At 65.7% G+C, this 23542-nt stretch carries 22 protein-coding genes; 14 read left to right on the top strand and 8 right to left on the bottom strand.

The features are described from left to right. The first annotated feature begins 116 nt into the window (after window positions 1-116). Window positions 117-881, top strand: a complete 765-nt coding sequence (locus ACO2Q9_RS19005) for a response regulator (protein WP_423313655.1) — start codon at window positions 117-119, stop codon at window positions 879-881. Between the two features lie 10 nt (window positions 882-891). Here ACO2Q9_RS19005 and mnmC read toward each other — a convergent pair whose 3' ends face one another. Together mnmC and ACO2Q9_RS18995 are read right to left on the bottom strand one after the other, a co-directional pair. Next, window positions 892-2787, bottom strand: a complete 1896-nt coding sequence (mnmC, locus tag ACO2Q9_RS19000) for an FAD-dependent 5-carboxymethylaminomethyl-2-thiouridine(34) oxidoreductase MnmC (protein WP_423313653.1) — start codon at window positions 2785-2787, stop codon at window positions 892-894. A 17-nt stretch (window positions 2788-2804) separates the two neighbouring features. Then, window positions 2805-3083: an oxidative damage protection protein gene (locus tag ACO2Q9_RS18995; RefSeq protein ID WP_423313651.1), complete on the bottom strand. Its 279-nt coding sequence runs from the start codon at window positions 3081-3083 to the stop codon at window positions 2805-2807. Window positions 3084-3211: 128 nt separating this feature from the next. On the opposite strand from ACO2Q9_RS18995, the gene ACO2Q9_RS18990 reads away from it, so the two are divergent. The 9 genes from ACO2Q9_RS18990 to ACO2Q9_RS18950 all read left to right on the top strand — a co-directional run bounded on the left by ACO2Q9_RS18990 (window position 3212) and on the right by ACO2Q9_RS18950 (window position 11318). Continuing rightward, window positions 3212-4240, top strand: coding sequence for a sulfate ABC transporter substrate-binding protein (locus ACO2Q9_RS18990; RefSeq protein ID WP_423313649.1), 1029 nt, complete (start codon window positions 3212-3214; stop codon window positions 4238-4240). A 48-nt stretch (window positions 4241-4288) separates the two neighbouring features. Beyond that, a complete protein-coding gene (gene ssuE, locus ACO2Q9_RS18985; protein WP_423313647.1) occupies window positions 4289-4900 on the top strand; it encodes an NADPH-dependent FMN reductase in 612 nt (203 codons plus the stop codon). Between the two features lie 154 nt (window positions 4901-5054). Continuing rightward, the gene (locus tag ACO2Q9_RS18980; RefSeq protein WP_423313646.1) at window positions 5055-6083 is read left to right on the top strand and encodes a sulfonate ABC transporter substrate-binding protein; all 1029 of its coding nucleotides are present in this window, start codon (window positions 5055-5057) and stop codon (window positions 6081-6083) included. A gap of 33 nt (window positions 6084-6116) precedes the next feature. Then, entirely contained in the window at window positions 6117-7085 is a 969-nt protein-coding gene (locus ACO2Q9_RS18975; RefSeq protein WP_423313644.1) for a sulfonate ABC transporter substrate-binding protein, read from the top strand. A gap of 1 nt (window position 7086) precedes the next feature. Continuing rightward, complete coding sequence (ssuD, locus tag ACO2Q9_RS18970) at window positions 7087-8268, top strand: FMNH2-dependent alkanesulfonate monooxygenase (RefSeq protein WP_423313642.1); 1182 nt, start codon at window positions 7087-7089, stop codon at window positions 8266-8268. Between the two features lie 26 nt (window positions 8269-8294). Beyond that, window positions 8295-9200, top strand: coding sequence for an aliphatic sulfonate ABC transporter permease SsuC (gene ssuC, locus ACO2Q9_RS18965; protein ID WP_423313640.1), 906 nt, complete (start codon window positions 8295-8297; stop codon window positions 9198-9200). A gap of 51 nt (window positions 9201-9251) precedes the next feature. Continuing rightward, a complete protein-coding gene (locus ACO2Q9_RS18960; RefSeq protein ID WP_423313638.1) occupies window positions 9252-10226 on the top strand; it encodes an aliphatic sulfonate ABC transporter substrate-binding protein in 975 nt (324 codons plus the stop codon). Window positions 10227-10229: 3 nt separating this feature from the next. Further along, on the top strand, window positions 10230-11063 hold the full coding sequence (locus ACO2Q9_RS18955) for an ATP-binding cassette domain-containing protein (RefSeq protein WP_423313636.1): 834 nt from the start codon (window positions 10230-10232) through the stop codon (window positions 11061-11063). Between the two features lie 39 nt (window positions 11064-11102). After that, the gene (locus ACO2Q9_RS18950) at window positions 11103-11318 is read left to right on the top strand and encodes a TOBE domain-containing protein (RefSeq protein WP_423313634.1); all 216 of its coding nucleotides are present in this window, start codon (window positions 11103-11105) and stop codon (window positions 11316-11318) included. Between the two features lie 27 nt (window positions 11319-11345). Here ACO2Q9_RS18950 and ACO2Q9_RS18945 read toward each other — a convergent pair whose 3' ends face one another. From ACO2Q9_RS18945 to ACO2Q9_RS18930, 4 genes are all read right to left on the bottom strand, one after another. Beyond that, window positions 11346-12830 carry an efflux transporter outer membrane subunit gene (locus ACO2Q9_RS18945; RefSeq protein WP_423313632.1) on the bottom strand — a complete coding sequence of 495 codons (1485 nt, stop codon included), beginning with the start codon at window positions 12828-12830 and terminating at the stop codon, window positions 11346-11348. Window positions 12831-12859: 29 nt separating this feature from the next. Beyond that, window positions 12860-16111: an efflux RND transporter permease subunit gene (locus tag ACO2Q9_RS18940; protein WP_423313630.1), complete on the bottom strand. Its 3252-nt coding sequence runs from the start codon at window positions 16109-16111 to the stop codon at window positions 12860-12862. Next, window positions 16108-17295, bottom strand: coding sequence for an efflux RND transporter periplasmic adaptor subunit (locus ACO2Q9_RS18935; RefSeq protein WP_423313629.1), 1188 nt, complete (start codon window positions 17293-17295; stop codon window positions 16108-16110). Before ACO2Q9_RS18935 ends, ACO2Q9_RS18940 begins: the two co-directional genes overlap by 4 nt. A 138-nt stretch (window positions 17296-17433) precedes the next feature. Continuing rightward, window positions 17434-18273: an alpha/beta hydrolase gene (locus ACO2Q9_RS18930; RefSeq protein WP_423313627.1), complete on the bottom strand. Its 840-nt coding sequence runs from the start codon at window positions 18271-18273 to the stop codon at window positions 17434-17436. Between the two features lie 148 nt (window positions 18274-18421). On the opposite strand from ACO2Q9_RS18930, the gene ACO2Q9_RS18925 reads away from it, so the two are divergent. Both ACO2Q9_RS18925 and ACO2Q9_RS18920 read left to right on the top strand, forming a co-directional pair. Next, a complete protein-coding gene (locus ACO2Q9_RS18925; protein ID WP_423313625.1) occupies window positions 18422-19339 on the top strand; it encodes a LysR family transcriptional regulator in 918 nt (305 codons plus the stop codon). A gap of 100 nt (window positions 19340-19439) precedes the next feature. Next, on the top strand, window positions 19440-19991 hold the full coding sequence (locus ACO2Q9_RS18920; protein WP_423313623.1) for an NADPH-dependent FMN reductase: 552 nt from the start codon (window positions 19440-19442) through the stop codon (window positions 19989-19991). Window positions 19992-20019: 28 nt separating this feature from the next. On the opposite strand, the gene ACO2Q9_RS18915 is transcribed toward ACO2Q9_RS18920, so the two are convergent. Both ACO2Q9_RS18915 and ACO2Q9_RS18910 read right to left on the bottom strand, forming a co-directional pair. Continuing rightward, window positions 20020-20808: a hypothetical protein gene (locus tag ACO2Q9_RS18915; protein ID WP_423313621.1), complete on the bottom strand. Its 789-nt coding sequence runs from the start codon at window positions 20806-20808 to the stop codon at window positions 20020-20022. A gap of 159 nt (window positions 20809-20967) precedes the next feature. Continuing rightward, a complete protein-coding gene (locus ACO2Q9_RS18910; RefSeq protein WP_423313619.1) occupies window positions 20968-21609 on the bottom strand; it encodes an FMN-dependent NADH-azoreductase in 642 nt (213 codons plus the stop codon). A 150-nt stretch (window positions 21610-21759) separates the two neighbouring features. Between ACO2Q9_RS18910 and ACO2Q9_RS18905 the strand changes: the two genes are divergently transcribed. Together ACO2Q9_RS18905 and ACO2Q9_RS18900 are read left to right on the top strand one after the other, a co-directional pair. Further along, window positions 21760-22743, top strand: coding sequence for a LysR family transcriptional regulator (locus ACO2Q9_RS18905; RefSeq protein WP_423313617.1), 984 nt, complete (start codon window positions 21760-21762; stop codon window positions 22741-22743). Between the two features lie 157 nt (window positions 22744-22900). After that, a complete protein-coding gene (locus tag ACO2Q9_RS18900) occupies window positions 22901-23539 on the top strand; it encodes a peroxiredoxin (RefSeq protein ID WP_423313615.1) in 639 nt (212 codons plus the stop codon). Window positions 23540-23542: the final 3 nt, after the last annotated feature.

The raw sequence follows: 23542 nt of genomic DNA, 5'->3' as shown, positions 1-23542 counted from the left end.
CTTGTTCCGGATAAGGCGCGAAAGCCGGGCAGACATGTCTGGCGGGCAGCGGCGCCTGTCTGGCGGGCCTGCGAATGATAAATGGCGTTATGCTGCGACGTTCATCAGAAGAACACATGAGTCAAAGGATTTTCGTCAAGGTCATCGGTTTCAGCGACGTTGAGCGCCATGCGCTCAACACCGTGTTTCGTCTGTCTGAAGGCCGTGAAGTCGTGTATTCGCTCTGGACGCCCGGTGCGCCCGACGCGCCGCAGGTCGCCCTGGTGGACGGCCAGAGCTACGAGGCCGAGATCGAGATGACCGCTTCCGGCCAGGGGCCGTCCGGCATGCGGCTCATCTGGGTGGGGGCCGTGGCTCCGGCGCATTCCTGGCTCACCTACACCCGACCGCTTCGCTGGGCCGACATCGTCAAGGTGATGGACGAGGCGTTCATCCCCCCGCCTTCGCTGGACCTCGACCTCACGCGCGACGCGGCCCTCGACCTGGACCTGAGCGTCTATCCGGACGTCTCGAAGCCGGCCCTGGACCCGCGCAGCGCGCTGATCATCGCGTCCAACCTGGAGTTGCGCCTGTACCTGCGCGCCAAGATGGCATCCCTGGGCGTGACCAAGGTGCAGGAAGCCATCACCGTCAACGAAGGCGTGGAGCTTTCCACCGCGGCCAAATACCAGCTGATCATCCTCGACCTGGACCTGACGGGCCGGGACGACTGGCAGCTCTACCGTGCCGTGCAGCACGACCAGCCCGAGGCGAACATCATCGTGCTGACCAGCAAGCGCACGCTGGGCCTGCGCCTCAAGGCGCGGCTCATGGGCGCGCATGCCTGCCTGGGCAAGCCGCTGCATCCGCTGCAACTGCACGAAGCGCTCGCGAAGCGCTGATCTACTGCGTTCAAGAGGCTCCGCCCGCGAAGCGCGCCGGGTCGACCGCGCGCGCCAGCGATGCTTCCACCGGCCAGGGCTCGCCGGAAATCTGGCACGCCAGCAATTCGGCGCAGATGGCCGCGAGGCTCAGCCCACGGGAACCCAGCGCCGCCAGCATGTACAGCCCGGAGCCGGCGTTGTCTGCCGCCGAAGGCCATGCTCCCACGAGCGGCATGCGGTCGGGCGAGGCGCAGCGCACCTGCACCCACGAACGCGCCGAGCCGGGTGCAAAGTCACCAGTGACGCCCGGTGCGGCAGCCGGCAGCAAACGGCCCAGTTTCTCCAGATTGCCGGCGGTCGCCTCATCCGTCGCATCGAGTGCCGTCTTTCCCCGTTCGAAGCTCGCGCCCACGAGCCAGGGCCAGGGCGAGTCCGGGGTCAGGGCCGGAACGAAATAGCCGTCGCCGCTCAGTGCGTGCGCAGGCATGGTGCCTTCCGGCAATGCCTGCCGGCCCAGCGTGACCTGGCCACGCACCGGGCGAAGCACATCGGCCTTCCCGCCGGAACCGGCGATGCGCAGGCTGTCCAGGCTGGCGGCGACGATGACGAGAGGTGCCTGTGCGAGCACACGCCCTGATGTGTCCAACGCCTGCCAGCCAGCGCCGTGTCCTGCCCGGGCCAGCGATGCGACACCGGTGTTCCAGCGCGAATCCAGCGCGGGGCAACGGGCCAGCAGTTCTCGAACCAGTGCCGCAGGCTCGATGGCGAGGCCATCAGCGAAGAAGCGCGCAGCCGTCGTCCCGGTCTGCTGCAGCTCGAACAGGGAGAGGCCGTTCCACGATGCCGGCGCGCGCGCCTTGTGGGCGTCGTCCACGCGCTGCGATACGCCGTCGGCGCGCCAGTGTCGACGGGGCAGGGCGATGTCGTCGATCCAGCGGCGCATGAGTGCGGCACCGGCCCGTGTCAGGCGCGACATGGGCGCATCGTCCGGTGAGACGTGCGGCACCATCAGGCCGGCCGGCAGGCCGGATGCGCCGCCTGCGGCTTCGCTGTGTGCGTCGAGCAGCGTGACGCGAAGGCCGCGTTGCGACAGTGCATACGCCGTGCAGGCTCCGGCCAACCCGGCGCCGATGACGAGGGCGTGATCTGCGGGTGCGATCCGCGTGTTGTCCGGCCAGTTGGCCGGACGCGGCCATGCCGGCGCGTATACCGCGCGCAAGGCATCGCGCTTGGGTGGCAGGCCCGGTGCCTTCTCGACCTTGAAGCCCGCTTCTGTCAGCCCCTTGCGCAAGGCTGCGGCGATGGTCCATGTCGCGACGCGTCCGCCCGGTCGCATCAGCCGAGCAATGCCCTTGCAGATGGCTGGCGACCAGAGTTCCGGGTTCAGCGCGGGCGAGAAGCCGTCCATGTAGACCGCATCCGCCGCCAGATGCAGGTCAGGCAACAGCACCGTCGCATCACCGATGGCCAGTGTCAGCGTGAGCTGGCAGCCTTCATGCTGGAAGCGGATGCGGTGCAGACCGGGCAGGGGCAGTGGATAGGCATCGGCCAGTTGCTCCGCCAGCTTCATCAGGGGCTGTCTGCCGGCGGCTCCATCGCCTGACGCAGACTGGTTCCGTGCTGCGCGCAGGATGTCCTCGCGGCTGACAGGGTGGGCCTCGATGGACACGTAGTCCAGCCGCTTTGCACGATGCGGGTCGTGCAGCCACGCCTGCCATGTGGCCAGGAAATTCAGGCCGAGGCCGAAGCCGAGTTCGAGCACAGTGAACTGCGCGCGTGCATTCCAGTTGGCCGGCAGGCCGCAGCCGCCCAGAAACACGAATCGCGCCTGCTCGATGGCGCCGGCTTCGGAGTGGTAGATGTCGTCACCGAAGCGCGGCGAAAAGGGAACCCCGTCACCGGACCACTGCACGGGACTGGGCATCGCGCGGGTTCAGGAGATCAGGACTGGGCGGGCGGGGGCACGAAGCCGGCTGCCGCGTCGGCGCCGTCGCCGAAGAAATGCTTTTCCATCTGGCGGGCGAGGTACTGGCGGGCGCGTTGGTCGGCCAGGTTCAGGCGGTTTTCATTCACCAGCATGGTCTGGTGCTTCATCCAGTCGGCCCAGGCCTGCTTGCTTACGCTTTCATACAGGCGCTTGCCCATTTCGCCGGGATACGGGGGGAAGTCGAGACCTTCGGCTTCCGTGCCGAGTTTGATGCATTGGACCATTCGTGCCATGTGGAACCTCGGGATGTGGGTGGCTTGAGATGTTTTAGGAATAAGGAACTGAAATCTTATTGGTTCCAGTTTTGTGACCCGGCTTTGAGAATCCATTCCATCGAAACACAACACGGATGGATCACGCCATGAGCAATCGCCGCAACTTTATCAAGATTCCTTTCGGGCTCGCCGCCGCCGCTGCCTTGTCCCTGTCGCTGGCACTGCCTGCAGCTGCCCAGCAGAAGGTCGAACTGCTCAACGTCTCGTACGACCCGACGCGCGAACTCTACGTCGAATTCAACCAGGCCTTCATCAAGGCCTACAAGGCGAAGACCGGTGTGGATGTGACCATCAAGCAGTCGCATGGCGGTTCGGGCAAGCAGGCCCGATCGATCATCGACGGGCTGGAGGCCGACGTCGCCACGCTCGCTTTGGCCGGCGACACCGATGCGCTGGTCAGGAACGGCAACTGGCTGGCGGCCGACTGGCAGAAGAAGCTGCCGCACAACGCGTCGCCCTACACCTCGACCATCGTGTTCGCGGTGCGCCAGGGCAACCCCAAGGGCATCAAGGACTGGGACGACCTGATCAAGCCCGGCGTGAGCGTCATCACCCCGAACCCCAAGACCTCCGGCGGTGCCCGCTGGAACTACCTGGCCGCCTGGGAATTCGCCAAGCGCAAGTACGGCAGCGATGCCAAGGCGAAGGAATTCGTCGCCAAGCTGTACGGCAATGTGCCGATCCTGGACACCGGCGCCCGCGGCTCCACCATCACCTTCGCGCAACGTGCGCAGGGCGACGTGCTGCTGGCCTGGGAAAACGAAGCCTTCCTGCTCGAGAAAGAGTTCGGCGCGAAGTTCGACATCGTCGCGCCCTCGCTCTCCATCCTGGCCGAACCCGCGGTCGCCGTGGTCGACAAGGTGGTTGACAAGAAGGGCACGCGCGCCGTGGCACAGGCTTACCTCGAGTACCTGTACTCCGAAGAAGGCCAGGATATCGCCGGCAAGAATTTCTACCGCCCGGCCGTGTCGAAGAAAGCCATCGACAAATATGGCAAGCAGTTCGCCAAGGTGAACCTGTTCACCATCGACCAGGCGTTCGGCGGCTGGGCCAAGGCCGACAAGGAACACTTCGCCGACGGCGGCAGCTTCGACCAGATCTACACGAAGAAGTAAGCCCGCGGACGGCAGGCCCGAAGCAACACACAACAAAAAGAAACCGCCATGTCCGTACTCCTGATTGCCGGCAGCCCGTCCGAGCGCTCGCGTTCCGCGGCGCTGCTGGACGCGGTCAGCCAGCGCATCGCGGCCCACGGTGCCGCCATCGACCGCCTGCTGATCCGCGACCTGTCTCCGCAGGCGCTGCTGCTGGCCGACGTGGCGCACCGCAGCGTGCTGCAGGCCATCGACCAGGTGGAAAGGGCGCGCACCATCGTGGTGGCGACGCCGGTCTACAAGGCGGCGTACAGCGGCGTACTCAAGCTCTTCCTGGACGTGCTGCCGCAATCGGCGTTCAAGGGCAAGGCGGTGCTGCCCTTGGCCACCGGCGGCAGCCCGCACCACATGCTGGCGCTGGACTACGCGCTCAGGCCGGTGCTGCAGTCGCTCGCGTCACGGCACATCCTGCCGGGTATCTATGCCACCGATGCGCAGGTGACGTTGACGCCCGAAGGCGCCTACACAGTGGACGGTGAACTGTCACGCCGGCTGGACGATGCGGTGGAGAACCTGGCGATGGAAGGCCATCTGAGCCGGTCTTCGCGCGCGGTGGACTTCACATCGGCCACAGCGGGTTTCGAGCCCGTGCCGTTTTCGCGCGTGCGATGTAGCGTCTGACGCTCCGCACGGCTGCCGGCTTCCTCCGCCAGCGGCTGCCGCACCCCCACTTCCTCGATCGACGAACAACCACCGCTCAACGGGCGGCGCGGCATGGCTTTGCCTCCGCACGCACGTGATTGATCCCCGAACCTGACCCTGAAGGAAAAACGACATGACCCAAGTAACGACAGACAGTATCGAGGCCAGCGTGCCGGCTTACCGCTGGTGGCTGGCGTTGCGCGACCTCGCTGTCAGCGCCATCGTGGTGGTGGCCATCGCACTCATCGTCAGCTTGTTGCTGCTGCCGTTGCAGAAGGCGCAAGCCCAGAACAAAGGCGAGCTGCGCATCGGCTACCAGAAATCCGCCAGCCTCTTCGTGCTGCAGAAGGCGCAGGGCACGCTGGAAAAGCGCCTGTCGCCGCTCGGATTCGGCGTGAAGTGGGTGGAGTTTCCCGCTGGCCCGCAACTGCTCGAAGGCCTGAACGTCGGCGCGGTCGACGTGGGCTATGTCGGTGAGGCGCCCCCGATCTTCGCGCAGGCCGCCGGCGCGAAATTCCTCTACATCGGCTTCGACCCGGCGGCGCCGCAGGCCGAAGCGCTGCTGGTCCCCAAGGACTCGCCGGTCAAGTCCGTCGCGGAACTCAAGGGCAAGAAGATCGCGCTCAACAAGGGCAGCAACGTGCACTACCTGCTGGTCAAGCTGCTCGAGAAAAACGGACTCAAGTTCACCGACGTGCAGGCCGTGTACCTGCCGCCCGCCGATGCGCGTGCTGCGTTCGAAAGCCGCAACGTCGACGCCTGGGTGATCTGGGACCCGTTCCAGGCCGCAGCAGAAAAGGCCACCGGCGCACGCGTGCTGGCCGACGGCACCGGCTTGGTCAACAACTACCAGTACTACCTGGGTGAACGCGGCTTCGTGGGCAAGAACCCGAAGGTGATCCAGGCGCTGTTCGACGACTCGGTGGAGCAGGGCATCTGGCTCAAGAAGAACCTGCAACAGGCCGCAGCCATCATCGCGCCGCTGCAAGGCCTGCCGGTCGATGTGGTGGAACTCGCGCTGCGTCGCTACCAGTTCAACGTCAAGCCCATCACGCCCGAGGTCGCGGCAGATCAGCAAAAGATCGCCGACACCTTCCACGAGCTGAAGCTCATTCCCACCGCCATCAAGGTGCGCGACGCCGTCGTGCTGGACGCGCGCTGAGCTTTCCCTGTCATTCACAGAACACCGAACATCATGAATCCGAACACTTTCCGCAAACGCCGCGACTTCCTGCTTGCCACGGCGGGCATCGCTGCAGCCACTGCGCTGCCGTCATTCAACGCTGTCGCCCAGCAGTCGCAGCGCGTGCTGCGCGTGGGCCACCAGAAAGGTTTCCTGAGCCTGCTCAAGGGCAGGGGCACGCTGGACCAGCGCCTGTCGCCGCTGGGCGTGAAGCTCAGCTGGACCGAATTCACTGCCGGCCCGGTTCAGCTCGAAGCGCTGAACGTCGGCTCCATCGACTTCGGCGACGTGGGCGAAGCCCCGCCGATCTTCGCGCAGGCTGCCGGTGCGCCGCTGGCCTATGTGGCCGCGACGGTTCCACGTCCCGCTGCCGAAGCGGTGCTGGTGCCGAAGGATTCGCCGCTCAAGACCGTAGCGGACCTCAAGGGCAAGAAGGTCGCCTACAACAAGGGCAGCAACGTCCACTACTTCCTCGTGAAGCTGCTGGAGAAGCACGGCCTCGCGTACGGCGACGTGCAATCGCTCTTCCTCGCGCCGGCCGATGCGCGCGCCGCTTTCGAGAAAGGCTCGATCGACGCGTGGGTGATCTGGGATCCGTTCGCTGCTGCCGCTGAAGCCACGCTGGGTGCGCGAGTGCTCGCCAATGCCAACGGTGTGGTCGGCAATCGCGCGTACTACTTCTCGTCGCTCGACTACGCGGCAAGGAACCAGGACGTGCTGCGCATCGTCATTGAAGAGATCAACAAGCTCGACGTGTGGGGCGCTGCCAACCGCAGCGCGCTGGCGGGCGAGTTCTCGCCGCTGTGGGGCATTCCGAAGCCGGTGGTCGAACTGTCGGTGAACCGGGCCGCCTACGGCACGGGCCCGATCACGCGCGAGATCCTGGCGGAGCAGCAGAAGATCGCTGATACCTTCTTCGATCTCAAGCTGATCCCGAAGAAGATCAACGTGATTGACGCCACGGCGGCAGGGACGGTGTGACATGAGCATCTTCTGGTTCCTCCCCACGCACGGCGACAGCCGGTATCTCGGCACCACCGAAGGTGCGCGCCAGGTCAGCCACGACTACCTGCGGCAGGTCGCCACCGCCGCCGACACGCTCGGCTACGAAGGCGTGTTGATTCCCACCGGCCGTTCCTGCGAAGACCCCTGGGTCGTCGCGTCAAGCCTGATCCCGGTGACGAAGCAGCTCAAGTTCCTCGTGGCTGTGCGGCCGGGCCTGCACGAGCCCGCGCTCGCTGCGCGCATGGCTTCGACGTTCGATCGGCTCTCCGGCGGCCGTGTGCTCGTCAACCTCGTGACGGGTGGCGATCAGGTCGAACTGGAAGGCGACGGTGTGTTCCTCGACCACGCGGCGCGCTACGAACAGTCGGCCGAGTTCATCCGCATCTGGCGCAGCATCCTCGAGCGCAGCCACACGGGCGAGACGTATGACTTCGACGGCAAGCACCTGAGCGTGAAGGGCGCGAAGCTGCTGTTCCCGCCGCTGCAGAAGCCGCATCCGCCGGTGTACTTCGGAGGTTCGTCGGACGCGGCACACGACCTCGCAGCCGAGCAGGTAGACACGTACCTCACCTGGGGCGAACCGCCCGAGGCCGTCGCGAAGAAGGTGGCCGATGTGCGCGAGCGCGCGGCGCGCCATGGCCGCACCGTGCGCTTCGGCATCCGCCTGCACGTGATCGTGCGGGAGACCGACGACGAGGCGTGGAAGGCGGCGGATTCGCTGATCAGCCGGCTCGACGACGAGACGGTGGTTCGTGCGCAGGAAATCTTTTCGCGCATGGATTCGGAAGGCCAGCGCCGCATGGCTGCACTGCATGCGAAGGGTGGCAAGCGCACACGCGCCGAACTGGAGATCAGCCCGAGCCTGTGGGCCGGTGTCGGCCTTGTGCGGGGTGGCGCGGGCACGGCGCTGGTGGGCGACGCGAAGACGGTGGCGGTGCGCATCCAGGAGTACGCGGACATCGGCCTGGACACCTTCGTGCTGTCGGGCTATCCGCATCTGGAAGAAGCCTACCGCTTCGCCGAACTCGTGTTCCCGCTGCTGCCACGCAGCTTGCGCGGGCAGCAGGGCGCACCCGGCCCGGCTACGGGCCGGACGCTCGCTGGCCCGTTCGGCGAGATCGTCGGCAGCCAGTACGCACCGCGTGCCGCACAAAGCTGATGCAGATTCAACAGGACCAGCTTCCCATGACACAGACTTTGAGAGAGGTGCAGGTCACGCCTGTGCCCGACACCATCGACGCCCCGGGCCTGGGCTTGCTGCCGCTGGCGGCGCAGGAGCCGATCAACGGGGGCGCGTTCACGGCGGCGGTGATCGCTTTCACGCGAGGCGTGTGGCGAAGGCTGTTGCCCTGGCTCGTGCCGATCGCACTCATCACGGTCTGGCAGATCGCTTCGTCGCAAGGCTGGCTGTCCACCCGTGTGCTGCCCGCGCCGCTGGAAGTGGTGAAGGCCGCATGGCGTCTCACCGAATCGGGTGAACTCTGGACGCACGTGAAGGTGAGCGCGGGTCGCGCATTGCTGGGCCTGGCCATCGGTGGCGGCCTCGGCCTTGCGCTCGGCCTGCTCACGGGCTCGGTGCGTTTCTTCGAGACGCTGCTCGACTCCACGGTGCAGATGGTGCGCAACATTCCCGCACTTGCGCTGATCCCGCTGGTCATCCTGTGGTTCGGCATCGACGAGGCAGCCAAACTGTTCCTGATTTCGGTGTCGGTTTTCTTCCCGATCTATCTCAACACCTTCCACGGCATCCGCAATGTGGACCCGGGGCTGATCGAGATGGGGCGCACCTACGGGCTCTCGCGCTGGGCGCTGTACACGCAGATCATCCTGCCGGGCGCGCTGTCGTCCATCCTTGTCGGCCTTCGGTTCTCGCTCGGGCTGATGTGGGTCATCCTGATCGTGGCCGAGACGATTTCGGCGCAGGCCGGCATCGGCTACCTCACGATGAACGCCCGCGAGTTCCTGCAGACCGACGTGGTGCTGGTCGGCATCCTGCTCTATGCGCTGCTCGGCAAGCTGGCCGACGTCTTTGCGCGCGCACTCGAACGCTATTGGCTGCGCTGGCATCCGGGCTACCAGACCGTGGGCTGAAACGCTGCTGCCGCACCTTCATTGAAACAACCATCGACCAAACGAATCAACATGAACACGAAAAAATCTGCTTCGCGCCGCGCAGCCATCGCTTCCATCGCTGCGCTCGGTGCGCTTGCAACCGGCATCGTTCGGTCGCAGGCCGTGCGCGCCGACACGCTGCGCATCGGCTACCAGAAATCGTCCACGCTGATCACCGTGCTCAAGACGCGCGGCACGCTGGAACAGCTGCTCGCGCCGCAAGGCGTGAAAGTGAGCTGGCACGAATTCAACAGCGGTCTGCCGCTGCTTGAAGCACTGAACCTGGGCAACGTGGATTTCAGCGCCGACGTGGCCGACACCGTGCCGGTATTCGCGCAGGCGGCGGGCGCCGCGCTGACCTACGTGGCACAGGAAACGCCGTCGCCGTCCGCACAGGCCATCGTTGTTCGGGCCGATTCGCCGATCCGCACCGTCGCAGATCTCAAGGGCAAGAAGATCGGCTTCGCCAAGGCGGCCGGTGCGCACTACCTGCTGATCGCAGCCCTGGAGAAGGCCGGCCTGTCGTTCAAGGACATCGAGCCCGCCTACCTGCAGCCGGCCGACGGCCGCGCCGCGTTCGAGAAGGGTGCCATCGACGCGTGGGTGATCTGGGATCCGTTCCTGGCCGCCGTACAGGCGCAGTCGCAGGTGCGCGTCATCGCGGACGGGCAGGGCGTGGCGTCGTACACGCGCTACTACCTCGCATCCACGCCGTATGCGCAGGCGCGTGCCGACGTGCTGCGCACGGTCTACAACGAACTGCAAAAGGCCGGTGCCTGGGTCAAGCAGAGCCCGAAAGATGCCGCCACGCTGCTGGCCGGCGTGTGGGGACTCGATGCGGGTACGGTCGAGAAAGCCAACACGCGCCGCAGCTACGAGGTGCGGCCTGTGGTTGCGACCGGTTTGGTCGAACAACAGAAGATCGCCGACGCCTTCTTCGCCGAAAAGCTGCTGCCGAAGAAGATCGACGCGCAGGCTGTAGCCCTGTTCAAGCCGGGAGCCTGACGCATGACCGAAGCGATTGCCGAACGCGATGAAACTGCGGCGACATCCGCCGGCCGGGGCGTGCGCCTGCGGGCCCGCCAGCTATTCAAGAAATACGGCGAACGCGAAGTGCTGCGCAATACGCAACTCGATATTCAGCCCGGGCAATTCATCGCCATCGTGGGCCGCAGCGGATGCGGAAAGAGCACGTTGCTGCGCCTGGTCGCGGGTCTGGAAGATTCGACCAGCGGTGAACTGGTCATCGGCAATCGCGCGGTGAAGGGCCTGCGCGACGACACGCGGATCATGTTCCAGGACTCGCGCCTGCTGCCGTGGAAGCGTGTGCTGGACAACGTGGCGCTCGGCGTTCCCGCGGATCAACGCCAGGCCGCAGTCGACGTGCTGGGTCAGGTCGGTCTCGGCGATAGGCTCAACGACTGGCCCGCGCGCCTGTCGGGTGGGCAGCGCCAGCGTGTATCGCTGGCGCGTGCGCTGGTGCACAACCCGCAACTGCTGCTGCTCGACGAGCCGCTCGGCGCGCTGGACGCGCTCACGCGGATCGAAATGCACCGCCTCATCGAAGGCCTGTGGCTGCGCAACGGCTTCACAGCCTTGCTGGTCACGCACGACGTGCAGGAAGCCGTGGCGCTGGCCGACCGCGTCATCCTCATCGAAGACGGCCGCATCGCGCTGGACGAAACCATCTCGCTGGCGCGCCCGCGCTCTCAGGGCGACGCGGCCTTTGCTGCCATCGAGAAGCGCATTCTCGATCGCGTGCTGCAACGGCCCAACGTGCATGAAGAGCCAGGCCCGCCGATCGAAACCACGCCCGCGCATGTGCTGCGCTGGGCTGTCTGAATTTTCTCAACCTCTCAAGTCCTGCAAAGAAGGAACAACATGTCCATTCAAGCCATCAACGTCCGCAACCAGTTCCGCGGCAAGGTCAAGGAAATCATCCGCGGCGACGTCGTGTCGGAAGTCGATGTCGAAACGCCGTGGGGCATCGTCACGTCGGTCATCACGACGCGCTCGGTGGACGAGCTCGCGCTGAAGCCTGGCTCCGAAGTCGTCGCGCTGGTGAAGTCCACCGAAGTGTCGATCGCGAAGCTCTGAACGATTCAGGAGCGGCTTCCACGGCGGTCAGCGCGCCGTGCGCGCTCCCGCAAGTTGGATGTCCTGCGCGTCGCTCACCTTGCGCGGAGCATCCCATCCGCCGCCCAGCGCGCGGATCAACCCGACGGTGGCAGCGTACTGCGACGCCTTGACACCGAGCGCCGCGCGCCGGTTGCGCAGCTCGCTGCGCCTTGCGTCCAGCAGTTCGAGCTGGCTCACGTAGCCGTTGCGGTAGCGTGAGTCGGACAGCAGCGTCGCGCGTGCGGCCGAATCCACCGCGCGGCCCTGCGCCCGGGCCTGTTCATCCAGCAGGCGCAGGGCGGAGAGCTGGTCCTCCACTTCACGGAAGGCACCGAGCACTTGCGCGCGATACCCGACGAGTGCCGTGTCGAGTTGCGCCGCCGCGCTGTCCACGCCAGCCTGCCGGCGTCCGCCATCAAAGATGGGCAGGGCGAGCAGCGCCCCGATGCTCCACGCACGCGCCGAGCGCGTGAACAGGTCCCCAAGCTCGGACGACGCGAAACCGCCGGAGGCCGTCAGCGCGAGGTCCGGGAACCAGGCCGCCTGCGCGACTCCGAGCCGCGCCTGTGCCGCAAGGATGCCATTCTGTGCAGCGGACACATCCGGCCGGCGCGCGAGAACCGTTGCAGGGACACCGGGTGGGATGACGGGCAGCGCCGTGGTCCATTCACCTGCATCGAGGCTGAAGCCCGAAGCCGGTTCACCGATCAGTACCGCGAGCGCGTGTTCGAGTTCGGCACGGCGGCGGTCGAGCGCGAAGGCTTCGGCCTCGGTGGATGCGAGTTCGGTGCGCACGCGGGCGACGTCGAGCTCGGCCACATCGCCGGCGCGGTAGCGGCGCTCGGTGACGTCCAGACTGCTGTTGTATGCCGTGACGGTTTCGCGCACCAGCGCGCGTTCGGTGTCCGCCGCGCGCAGCGCGAGGTAGGTTTGCGCCACCTCGGCCTGGACCAGCAGGCGCGTGTTCTGCAACAAGGCAGCGCGCGCGTCGGCGTCGAGCGCTGCGGCGTCGCGGGTCTTCGCGAGCTTGCCGAAGATGTCGACCTCCCACGAGAGATCGACACCTGCGCTCACCAGCGTCGATGGGCGCGTGCCGGTCGCGGTGTTGGCGCCGGCTTGGCGCACCGCGCCTGCACCAAGGCCCACCTGCGGCGCGAGCTCGGCCGACGCACTTCGCACCATGGCGCGGGCCTGTGCGAGCCGCGTGGCCGATTCCTGGATGCTGGTGTTGCCGGCGACCGCACGCTCGACCAGGCGGTCGAGCACCGGGTCGGCAAAGGCCTTCCACCATTCACCGCGGTCCTGCGCTTCGGCGGGCTGCGCCGTGGTCCAGCCGGGGATGGTTTCCCTGAAATGCGCAGGCGGCAGCTCGGCGGGTTTGACCGCGCTGGGCGGCACGGTGACGCAACCGGCAAGCACCATGGCGGCGAGAAGCGGCGCGAGCAGCGGTGCGAACCGGAAGCCGTGCGAGACGGGTGTCGTTGTGTTCATGACATGAATCCTTTCAGGCCCGACGTTCATCAGGCTTCTTCGCTGCGCCTCGGCGCAGCGGGTACGAGTTGCGATCCGGCACCGCCACCACCGTGGCTGTTGTCGACCGGCGTGCTTTCGATGTGCGGCGCTTCGCCATGCTGGCGCAGCGGACGGTTGCCCGCCAGGCGGCGCATCACGACGTAGAACACCGGCGTGAGGAACAAACCGAAGGCGGTCACGCCGATCATTCCGGAGAACACGGCCACGCCCATGGCGGACCGCATCTCCGCGCCGGCGCCGGAACTCAACACCAGCGGCAGCACGCCCATGATGAACGCCAGCGAGGTCATCAGGATCGGGCGCAGACGAAGGCGGCTTGCCTCGATGGCGGCCTGCACCGGCGTGCGGCCGGCAAACTCCAGTTCACGTGCGAACTCCACGATCAGGATGGCGTTCTTGGCTGAAAGTCCCACCAGCACCATGAGCCCGATCTGCGTGAACACGTTGTTGTCGCCACCGGTCAGCCACACGCCCGTCAGCGCGGCGAGCAGGCTCATCGGCACGATCAGCAGGATGGCGAGCGGCAGCGTCAGGCTTTCATACAGCGCAGCCAGTACGAGGAACACCAGCAGGATGACCACCGGGAACACGATCACCGCCGAATTGCCGGCGAGGATTTCCTGGTACGTGAGGTCCGTCCATTCGTAGCCGATGCCTTGCGGCAGCGTCTCGGCGGCGATGCGTTCGATGGCCGCCTGCGCCTGGCCCGACGAGTAGCCGGGGGCCGGGCCGCCGTTCACGTCGGCGGTCAGGTAGCCGTTGTAGCGCATGGCGCGTTCGGGGCCGAAGCTCGGCGTCACCCTCATCAACGCCGACAGCGGCACCATCTCGCCGGTGACAGAACGCACCTTCAGCAGGCCGATGTCTTCGGCGCGCGCGCGGTACTGTGCGTCCGCCTGAACACGCACGCTGTAGGTGCGGCCGAACTTGTTGAAGTCGTTGGCGTACAGGCTGCCGAGGTAGATCTGCATCGTGTCGAAGATGTCCGCCACCGGAACGCCGAGCTGACGCGCCTTGGTGCGGTCGATGTCGGCGTAAAGCTGCGGCACGTTGAGCTGCCAGCTCGTGAACATGCCGGCGAGTTCCGGCGTCTGATAGGCCTTGGCCATGAAGGCCTTCACGGCGCCGTCCATCGCTTCGTAGCCGAGCGAACCCCGGTCTTCCAGTTGCAGCTTGAAGCCGCCGGTGGTGCCCAGGCCCTGCACGGGCGGCGGCGGGAACATCACGACGAACGCATCCTGGATGCCGGCGTACTGCTGGTTCAGCGCCGCAGCGATCTCGTTGCCCGACAGGCCCTTGCCCTTGCGCTCGTCGAAAGGCTTGAGCATGGCGAACACGATGCCGGAGTTCGAGCTGTTGGTGAAGCCGTTGATCGACAGGCCGGGGAAGGCGAGCGTGCCTTCCACGCCCGGTGTCTTCTCGGCGATCTCGCCCATGCGGCGGATCACGGCATCGGTGCGGTCGAGCGTGGCACCGTCGGGCAGTTGCGCGAAGCCGATCAGGTACTGTTTGTCCTGCGCAGGCACGAAGCCGCCGGGCGCGGCCTTGAAGAGGCCGAAGGTGGCCGCGACCAGCACGACATAGATGCCGAGCATCAGCGCCTTGCGCGAGAGCACGCCGCGCACGCTGCCGCTGTACGCCTCGGAGCCGCGACCGAACAGGCGGTTGAAGCCACGGAACAGCCAGCCGAACCAGCGGTCCATCCAGCGCGTGAGCGCATCCTTGGGTGCGTCGTGGCTGCGCAGCAGCAGGGCAGCGAGCGCGGGTGAGAGCGTGAGCGAGTTGATGGCCGAGATCACTGTCGAGATTGCGATGGTCACCGCGAACTGGCGGTAGAACTGCCCGGCCAGCCCGCTGATGAACGCCAGCGGCACGAACACGGCGACCAGCACAGCGGCAATCGCGACGATCGGCCCTGACACTTCACGCATGGCCTGGTAGGTGGCCTGCAGCGGTTGCAGACCGGCCTCGATGTTGCGTTCGACGTTTTCCACCACGACGATGGCGTCGTCCACCACGATGCCGATGGCCAGCACCAGCCCGAACAGCGTGAGCGCATTGATCGAGAAGCCCAGCATCAGCAGCACGGCGAACGTACCGACCACCGATACCGGCACGGCCAGCAGCGGGATGATCGACGCGCGCCAGGTCTGCAGGAACAGGATGACGACCAGCACCACGAGCAGCACGGCTTCGAGCAGCGTCTGCACCACCGATTCGATGGAAGCCCGCACGAACTGCGTCGGGTCGTAGGCGATGCGGTATTCCACGCCCTCGGGCATGTTCTTCGCCAGCTCGTCCATGGTCTTGCGCACTTCGGTGGAAATGTCGAGTGCATTGGATCCGGGTGCCTGGAACACACCGATGCCGACGGCGGGCGCGTTGTTCAGCAGCGAGCGCAGCGAGTAGTCGGCGGCGCCGAGTTCCAGCCGCGAGATGTCGCGCAGCCGCGTGACCGCGCCGCCTTCGCCGGTTTTCACGATGATGTCGCCGAACTCTTCCTCGTTCGACAGGCGGCCCTGCGCGTTGACGGAGAGTTGCGTGTCCACACCCGGCAGCCCGGGCGAGCCACCCACCACACCGGCTGCGGCCTGCACGTTCTCGCCGCGCACCGCGCGCACCACGTCGCCGGCCGACAGGCCGCGTTGCGCGACCTTCTGCGGGTCGAGCCACACGCGCATGGCGTAGTCGCCGCCGCCCCAGATGATGATCTGCCCCGCGCCCGGGATGCGGGCGAGCCGGTCCTTCACGTTCAGCAGCGCGTAGTTGCGCAGGTAGTCCATGTCGTAGCGGCCGTTGGGCGACACCAGGTGCACCACCATCGTGATGTCGGGCGAGCTCTTGACTGTGGTGATGCCCAGGCGGCGCACTTCCTCGGGCAGGCGCGGTTCGGCTTGCGCCACACGGTTCTGCACGAGTTGCTGCGCCTTGTCGGGGTCGGTGCCGAGTTTGAAGGTGACGTTGAGCGTCATCACGCCGTCGGTCGTCGCCTGGCTGCTCATGTAGAGCATGCCTTCGACGCCATTGATCGCTTCTTCCAGTGGTGTGGCGACGGTTTCGGCAATCACCTTCGGGTTGGCGCCCGGATACGTAGCACGCACGACGACCGTCGGCGGCACCACTTCGGGATATTCGGAGATAGGCAGGCCGCGCAGGGCGAGCAGGCCGCCCAGGAAGATGAGCAGCGACAGCACGCCGGCAAAGATCGGCCGGTCGATGAAGAATTTCGAGAAGTTCACGTCGTTCCTCCCATCGGCACTTCATTCGGCGCAATGGGCGCGCCCGGACGGACGTGCTGCAGCCCGTTGACGATCACGCGCTCTCCGGCCTTGAGACCCGAGCTCACGACTCGCAGGCCGTCGATGTGCGCACCGAGCGTTACCTCGCGGTATTCGGCCTTGTTGTCCGGCGACGCGACCATCACGTACTTCTTGCTCTGGTCGGTGCCGACGGCGCGTTCGGTCACGAGCACGGCCGCGTTGCTGCTGGCCTGGCCCATGCGGATGCGCGCGAACTGGCCGGGAATGAGGCTGCCGTCCTTGTTGTCGAACGAAGCGCGCAGGCGGATGGTGCCGCTCTTGGCATCGACCTGGTTGTCGATGAGCTGCAGGCGACCGGCAATGGGCGTGTCGGCCTGCGCGGACGTGCCCATCTGCACGGGGATGCGGTCGAGCTGGTTGCGCGACCCGGCACCACCCGTCGCGTTTTTCAACGTGCGCATCAGAAGCTGCTCGTCGGTGTCGAAGCTCGCGTAGATCGGGCTGACCGAGACCAGCGTGGTCAGCACCGGCGCACCCGGGCCGGCGGCGACCAGGTTGCCCACGGTTACCTCCACCTTGCCGATGCGGCCGGCAATGGGGGCGCGCACTTGCGTGTAGCCGAGACTCAGCTTCGCAGTCAGCAGTTGCGCCTGCGCGGCGCGCAGGTTCGCATCCGCCTCACGCAGCGTGTTGCCGCGTTCCTCGAATTCGCGTTGCGCAATGGCGCGCTCGTCCCACAGGCGCTGTGCGCGTTCCTGCTCGCTGCGGCTGTGCGTCACGCGGGCCTGAGCTGCGGCCACCTGGGCTTCGGCGCGCTCCACTTCGGCGGCATACGGCGCGGGGTCGATGGTGATGAGCAGGTCGCCCGGCTTCACCAGCGCGCCCTCGCGGAAGTGCACCGACTGCACGGCGCCGGCGACGCGCGAACGAACATCCACGCGCTCGACCGCTTCGAGCCGGCCGGAGAATTCCTCCCACGCGTTCACTTCGCGTTCTGCCACCGTGGCCACCGACACAGGCGTGGCCTGCGGCGCAGCAGCGGGTGCCTGGGCATGCGAGCCCTGCTGCCCGAAGAGCACGACGCCGATACCGGCGGTCGCGATGATGGCGGCGACGGCGGTCCACAGGCTGCGTCGCTTGAAAAAGTTGTCGTTGCGGTTCATTGTCCAGGTCCTTTCGGAGTTCTTCCGGGGTGATTTCGGGTGATTTCGGTGTTTTCGGGATGAGTCGGCCTGCGCCGGCCATTCGGGCCGGACGGATGTCTCGTTGTTGAAATGGGGGGTGAGGCTCCGACCGGAGCGTCAACAGTGCGGCGGTGGCGTCGCGGGGTTCAGGAAATGCGACAGGTGCTGCCGCACGCTGACCTCGCACGCGCAGCATTCCTGCGGTTCGCTTTCCACCAGCGTGTCGGGCCAGCCGGTCGTGCCCTGCAGCAGCTGGAACTGCACGGGGACGCCGCCTGCGCGCAGGCGTTCGGCGTACTCCTGCGCCTCGTCGCGCATGGGGTCGTCCTCGCCGGTCATCACCAGTGTGGCGGGCAGGCCTGCGAGGCGCTGCACCGCACCGGGCACGGCGTACGGGTGTTCGGCGTCCATGGGCGAGCGCAGGTATTGCTGCCAGCCCTGGTGCCACTTGCATTCGGTCTGCGCGCCGATGGCTTCGCGCAGCGACGCGGTGCCGACGCACGGATCGAGCATCGGCGTCACGAGGATCTGCCCGGCCAGCGGCGGGTGCGTGCGGTCGCGGGCGACCAGCGTCACGGCCGCCGCGAGGTTGCCGCCGGCTTCTTCACCGGCGAGAAAGATGCGGGGGGCGGTGCCGGCCAGCTTGGTGCGGTTCTTCCACGCCCACTCCAGCACGGCATAACCCGCTTCCACGGCTTGGGGGAAAGGATGCGCAGGCGCCAGCGGATAGTCCACCGACACGACGACGCTGCCGGATTCTGTCAGCAGCTTCGCCATCGGCTCGCCGGTGCTCAGGTCGCCCGAAATGAAGGCACCGCCATGGAAGTGGATCACCAGCGGCTGTCCGCCGCCCGGGCGCTTGGCACCGTAGACCCGGACATTCACCACACCGCCAGCCTCCAGCGCGACCGCATGATCGGTCGGCGTGGTGGGGGTGGGCGTTTTGCGCGGGCTCATGGCTTTCTGTTCCAGTCCGGTGAATGTAGTGGTGGCGATTCCGATGATAAATAGACCTTTTGCGCCTTGTCTGTTTCCATATTGCCAACAATCGCCCCCGTTTTTTGGCACAGAATGCGTCCACACCAAGGAGTTGGAGAGAGCAGGGATGGACCAGATCCTGTCGATGCGGGTTTTTGCGCGGGTCGTCGAGGCGGGCACCTTCACCAAGGCGGCCGAGTCGCTGGACATGCCCAAGGGCACGGTGACCAAGCTCGTCCAGCATCTGGAGGCGCGGCTCAAGGTCAAGCTGCTCAACCGCACCACGCGCCGCGTGATGGTGACGCCCGAAGGCGCTGCCTATTACGAGCGCACGTTGCGGCTGCTCAATGACCTCGACGACATCGAAGCCAGCATGTCCAACGCGCAGGTCAAGCCCAGCGGGCGCGTGCGCGTGGATGTGGGCTCGTCGGTGGCGCGGCTCATCATCATCCCGGCGCTGCCGGACTTCTATGCGAAATTCCCGGACATCCAGCTCGATCTGGGTGTGAGCGACCGGCCGGTGGACATGGTCACCGAGAACGTGGACTGCGTGCTGCGTGCCGGCGACCTGATGGAGCAATCGCTCGTGGCGCGGCGCATCGGCAACATCGGGCTGGTCACCGTGGCGTCGCCGGACTACATCCGCCGCCATGGCGAACCCACGCATCCGCAGCAGCTGGACCAGGATGGTCATCGCACGGTGAACTACTTCTCCGCGCGTACCGGCCGGCCGTATCCGCACGAGTTCGTCAAAGGCGGTGAACAGCTCGAAATCTCCGGGCGCTACCAGGTGTCGGTCAACGAGAGCAACGCGCATATCGCGGCGGTCCTGGCCGGTCTTGGCGTGGGGCAGACGGCCGCTTTCTCGGCGGCACCTTATATCGCCAGCGGAGAGATGGTGGAGGTCATGAAAGACTGGACCCGCCCCGCGTTGCCGATCTACGTGGTGTATCCGCCCAATCGACACCTGAGCGCGAAGGTGAGGGCGTTCGTGGACTGGGCGGCTGAGTTGTTTGCGCGACGGGCGGATTTGCAGTCGCGCTGACATAGATGCGCGCTTGTCGGCACCGGCCTACACCGGGACGCCTGCCCCCAGCCCAGAATGTGGCGACGCATCCATAGTCAATCCGGAACAGGAGAACAACTTGGCCAACTACCGCATCGCCGTCCTCGTCGGCAGCCTCCGCAAGGATTCGTTCAACCACAAGCTTGCCAAATCCATCGCGAAGCTGGCCCCGCCGAACTTCAGCTTCGAGCATCTGGAGATCGGCGACCTGCCGCTTTACAACCAGGACGACGACAAGAACCAGGCGCCGCAGGTGCTGCGCCTCAAGGACGAGGTGAAGAAGTCACAAGGCCTGCTGTTCGTCACGCCGGAATACAACCGGTCCATCCCCGGCGTGCTGAAGAACGCCATCGACCACGGTTCGCGTCCCTACGGCCAGAGTTGCTGGGCCGGCAAGCCGGCCGGTGTGCTGGGTGTGTCGGTCGGGGCCATCGGCACCGCGCTCGCGCAACAGCACCTGCGCAACATCCTGGCTTACCTCGACGTGCCCACGCTCGGCCAGCCCGAGGCCTTCATCCAGGCCAAGGAAGGTTTGTTCACGGACGGCGGCGACATCGGCATCGAGGAGAGCCGCAAGTTCCTTCAAGGCTGGGTGGAGAAGTACACGAAGTGGATCGAGAAGCACGCCTGACGCGTCCTCTGCGCGGTTCTGGATCTTGTCAGGTCTCAGCGGCGTTCGAAGCGACTTGTGCCTGTGCAACAAATGACCGCCGTTTGGCCAAGAAGATGACTGCGCCGAGCGGGAAGGCCAAAGCAAATATGTACGGTGCCGCAGGTCCAGCTTTGGTGAATCCTGCTCCAAGCAGCAGGAAGCTGAGCGGCTGGATGCCCCATGCGCCGTCAGTCCAGTTGAACTGGAACTGCGCAAAGCCGAGCGCGACGAACAGGACCCAGAGCCATTTGCGCTTGGCAATTGGCGTGCGGATGCAGATGACCAGCGCAAACACGACAAAAAGCGGTATGGCTACCGCCATTGCCAGCACGGTGTAGTGCGCCGGGCCCTTGCCCTCGATCGTGAAGCGGTTCTTCGTAATGAGCGATTGGTCTTGCGGCAGCACGTGCAAGGCCGTCAGCACAAGCTTCCCGCCCCGCCGCTGCAGCGAGGTGCTCGCAATGATCCAGGCTTGCGCGTATTCGTACTCGTACGTGAGGTGGTAGTTTGTCAGATCCGTTGTCTTGAACGTTTGCGTCCCGACCGTCTTGACGGACTTGGGGGATTCGGCCGGAAGCATCTGGGCCATCTGCTTGAGTTGCCCCCGCAATTGCGGGGTCTTGAGTTCCGCGACCAGTTGCGATTCGATGGCACCGTAGTCCCGCGCGGCGAGCTGGGAGATGACCTTCTTCCCGATCTCCGCCTCCTCCTGCGGAATCATCTTGTCAAACCAGGCCTGCTGGTCACAGGCGCTTAGCATGAGGGTCAGGAAGAGCAGAGCAAGGGAGCGGATCATGTCGGAGACTCGCGAATCGGCTGCTTCGACTATATCGACTCCCTGCGAAGTGCCAGTGAAGCGCTATCGGAAAAAAGCAAAAGAGCCCGCATCAGCGGGCTCTTTTTTATGGCACCGGTCAACGCCGATGCTTCTTTATCGTGGGACGACTCTTTGCGATCAGGCCGCAGCCGCCGAAGCCTGCGCATCGTTCGCTGCGTGGCTCTTGATGTCCTTCTCGGCGGATGCCAGTGCCTCGGCCTTCCTGGCTTCGCCCATGCCCACGCCTTCGGCGCGCACGAAGCGCACGTCGGTGATGCCGACGAAGCCGAAAATCACCTTGAGGTAGCTTTCCTGGTGTTCGATGGCCTGGCCGCCTTCTGACGTGGAATACACGCCGCCGCGCGACGACGCGACGATGACGGTCTTGCCACCGGCCAGACCCACGGGGCCCTTGTCGGTGTACTTGAAGGTGCGGCCGACTTGCGCGATGCGGTCGATCCAGGCCTTGAGCTGGGTCGGGACGGAGAAGTTGTAGAAGGGCGCGCCGATGACGATGACGTCAGCCGCCAGGAACTGGGTGACCAGCGCTTCGGAGACGGCGTTTTCCTGCTTCTGCACGTCGGTGAATTCGGTGCCGGCCGGGGCACGGAAGCCCAGCGCGTCAGCGGACAGGTGCGACGGCGCATTGACGGCGAGGTCGAGGTATTCGACGGTGGTGTCGGGGTGGGTGGCTTGCCATTCGGCCACGATGCGCGCGGTCAGGTTGCGGGAGACCGAGTTGGCGCCGGTGATGGCGGAGTCGATGTGGAGCAGCTTCATGAGGGTTCCTTTCAATGCGGCAAGCAAACGGTTGAGCCGATGAAGCAATTGTGGAGATGGTGCGATTCATTGATAAGTCGCCACTTTCGCGATAGATTGTCCTGCTGGCGGAGCCAATGCTCGCCCGATTGACGATTCCGGAGGACGGCGATGATGGATCTGAACGACATGCTTTACTTCACCGAAGTGGTGGAGCGGGGCGGTTTCGCGGCAGCGGGCCGGGCGCTCGGCATCCCGAAATCGCGGCTGTCACGACGGGTGGCGGACCTGGAGGCGCAGTTGGGCGTGCGGCTGCTCCAGCGCACCACGCGCAAGCTGTCGCTGACCGAAGTGGGCGAGCAGTACCTGCGGCATTGCCTTGCCATGCGCGAGGCTGCACAGGCCGCCGCGCAGGTGGCGGCCCAGGTCCAGACCGAGCCGCGCGGCACCATCCGCGTCACCTGTCCGGTGACGCTGGCGCAGTCGGGCGTGGGCCTGCTCGTGCCGCTGTTCATGCGCGAGAACCCGCAGGTGCGGGTGGAAATGCAGGTGACCAACCGCGTGGTCGATCTGGTGGAAGAAGGCGTGGACATCGCGCTGCGCGTGCGGCCCACGCTGGAGGCCAGTGGCAGCCTGGTCATCAAGCAACTGGGCCAGACGCGCACATTGCTGGTCGCCTCGCCGGACCTGCTGATGCGCGAGCCGGCACCCGTGACACCCCATGACCTGTCGCGCTTCGAGACGGTCGCGATGTCCGCCAGCGATTCGCGCACCACGTGGCGACTGTTGGGGCCGGACGAGGCGGAGTTCCTGTTCGTGCACCGCCCGCGCTATGTGGCGGACGATCTGCTCACGCTGAAGTTTTCTGCGCTGATGGGGACTGGCATCTGCATTCTTCCTGACTACATGTGCCGAGAGGAAATCCAGTCGGGGCGGCTCGTCCTGCTGCTGCCGGAATGGGCCCCGCCGCCGGGCGTGGTGCATGCGGTTTTTCCGTCTCGACGCGGGCTGGTGCCGGCGGTGCGGCGGCTGCTGGACTTCTTGGGCGAGCACCTCAAAGGCGAACAGATCGTCCACGACGCCTGCAAGACCGTGAAGAAAGCGGGTAGGAAATCCGGGCAAAAGACGGCGCCGGCGACGGTGGAGGACATCTGATATCCGGGCTGAATCATCTCGTTTACAGATAAGTTGGAAATGATTTTCCAGCTTCATATTCGATTCCGGATATACACAAACAACAATTCATTCGTTTGATATCCGGGGGTCGACGTCCAGAATTCGTCCTCCAAAGGCATACAACGGAGCACGAAACATGACTCTCAGACTGGGCGATACCGCCCCCGATTTCACGCAGGAATCCACCGCCGGCCCGATTTCTTTCCATGAATGGGCGGGCAATTCCTGGGTTGTCCTGTTCTCCCATCCGGCCGATTTCACCCCCGTCTGCACCACCGAACTGGGCAAGACGGCGGCCCTCTCCACCGAGTTCGCCAAGCGCGGCGTGAAGCCGATCGCGGTGAGCGTCGATCCGCTCGAATCGCACGGCAAGTGGGTCAACGACATCAACGAGACGCAGAACACCACGGTCAACTTCCCCATCCTGGCAGACGCGGACCGCAAGGTGGCGACGCTGTACGACATGATCCACCCCAGCTCGCTGGCCAACGCCACCGTGCGCAGCGTGTTCATCATCGACCCGAAGCACGTCATCCGTACGACGTTCACTTACCCGGCCAGCACCGGTCGCAACTTCGACGAAATCCTGCGCGTCATCGACTCGCTGCAGCTCACCGACAGCCACAAGGTCGCGACGCCCGCCAACTGGAAGGACGGCGACGACGTGGTGATCATCCCGGCCCTGCAAGACCCGGCCGAGATCGCCCAGCGGTTCCCCAAGGGCTACAAGGCCGTGAAGCCGTACCTGCGCCTCACTCCGCAGCCGAACAAGTAATCG

Origin of the sequence: Variovorax sp. VNK109 (assembly GCF_049445855.1) — a bacterium.
Classification (GTDB): Bacteria; Pseudomonadota; Gammaproteobacteria; order Burkholderiales; family Burkholderiaceae_C; genus JAGOCV01.
The sequence above is the reverse complement of the archived record's forward strand: the minus strand, read 5'-3'. Positions and strand labels throughout refer to the sequence as shown.

Excerpts from the sequence above, each read along its gene's own strand:
- ACO2Q9_RS18945 (WP_423313632.1), bottom strand. The coding sequence starts at position 12,830 with ATGAACACAACGACACCCGTCTCGCACGGCTTCCGGTTCGCACCGCTG.
- ACO2Q9_RS18935 (WP_423313629.1), bottom strand. The coding sequence starts at position 17,295 with ATGAACCGCAACGACAACTTTTTCAAGCGACGCAGCCTGTGGACCGCC.
- ACO2Q9_RS18975 (WP_423313644.1), top strand. The coding sequence starts at position 6,117 with ATGAATCCGAACACTTTCCGCAAACGCCGCGACTTCCTGCTTGCCACG.
- ssuE (WP_423313647.1), top strand. The coding sequence starts at position 4,289 with ATGTCCGTACTCCTGATTGCCGGCAGCCCGTCCGAGCGCTCGCGTTCC.
- ACO2Q9_RS18925 (WP_423313625.1), top strand. The coding sequence starts at position 18,422 with ATGGACCAGATCCTGTCGATGCGGGTTTTTGCGCGGGTCGTCGAGGCG.
- ssuD (WP_423313642.1), top strand. The coding sequence starts at position 7,087 with ATGAGCATCTTCTGGTTCCTCCCCACGCACGGCGACAGCCGGTATCTC.
- ACO2Q9_RS18955 (WP_423313636.1), top strand. The coding sequence starts at position 10,230 with ATGACCGAAGCGATTGCCGAACGCGATGAAACTGCGGCGACATCCGCC.
- ACO2Q9_RS18980 (WP_423313646.1), top strand. The coding sequence starts at position 5,055 with ATGACCCAAGTAACGACAGACAGTATCGAGGCCAGCGTGCCGGCTTAC.
- mnmC (WP_423313653.1), bottom strand. The coding sequence starts at position 2,787 with ATGCCCAGTCCCGTGCAGTGGTCCGGTGACGGGGTTCCCTTTTCGCCG.
- ACO2Q9_RS18990 (WP_423313649.1), top strand. The coding sequence starts at position 3,212 with ATGAGCAATCGCCGCAACTTTATCAAGATTCCTTTCGGGCTCGCCGCC.
- ACO2Q9_RS18950 (WP_423313634.1), top strand. The coding sequence starts at position 11,103 with ATGTCCATTCAAGCCATCAACGTCCGCAACCAGTTCCGCGGCAAGGTC.
- ACO2Q9_RS18905 (WP_423313617.1), top strand. The coding sequence starts at position 21,760 with ATGATGGATCTGAACGACATGCTTTACTTCACCGAAGTGGTGGAGCGG.
- ACO2Q9_RS18930 (WP_423313627.1), bottom strand. The coding sequence starts at position 18,273 with ATGAGCCCGCGCAAAACGCCCACCCCCACCACGCCGACCGATCATGCG.
- ACO2Q9_RS18960 (WP_423313638.1), top strand. The coding sequence starts at position 9,252 with ATGAACACGAAAAAATCTGCTTCGCGCCGCGCAGCCATCGCTTCCATC.
- ACO2Q9_RS18915 (WP_423313621.1), bottom strand. The coding sequence starts at position 20,808 with ATGATCCGCTCCCTTGCTCTGCTCTTCCTGACCCTCATGCTAAGCGCC.
- ssuC (WP_423313640.1), top strand. The coding sequence starts at position 8,295 with ATGACACAGACTTTGAGAGAGGTGCAGGTCACGCCTGTGCCCGACACC.
- ACO2Q9_RS18910 (WP_423313619.1), bottom strand. The coding sequence starts at position 21,609 with ATGAAGCTGCTCCACATCGACTCCGCCATCACCGGCGCCAACTCGGTC.
- ACO2Q9_RS18995 (WP_423313651.1), bottom strand. The coding sequence starts at position 3,083 with ATGGCACGAATGGTCCAATGCATCAAACTCGGCACGGAAGCCGAAGGT.
- ACO2Q9_RS19005 (WP_423313655.1), top strand. The coding sequence starts at position 117 with ATGAGTCAAAGGATTTTCGTCAAGGTCATCGGTTTCAGCGACGTTGAG.
- ACO2Q9_RS18900 (WP_423313615.1), top strand. The coding sequence starts at position 22,901 with ATGACTCTCAGACTGGGCGATACCGCCCCCGATTTCACGCAGGAATCC.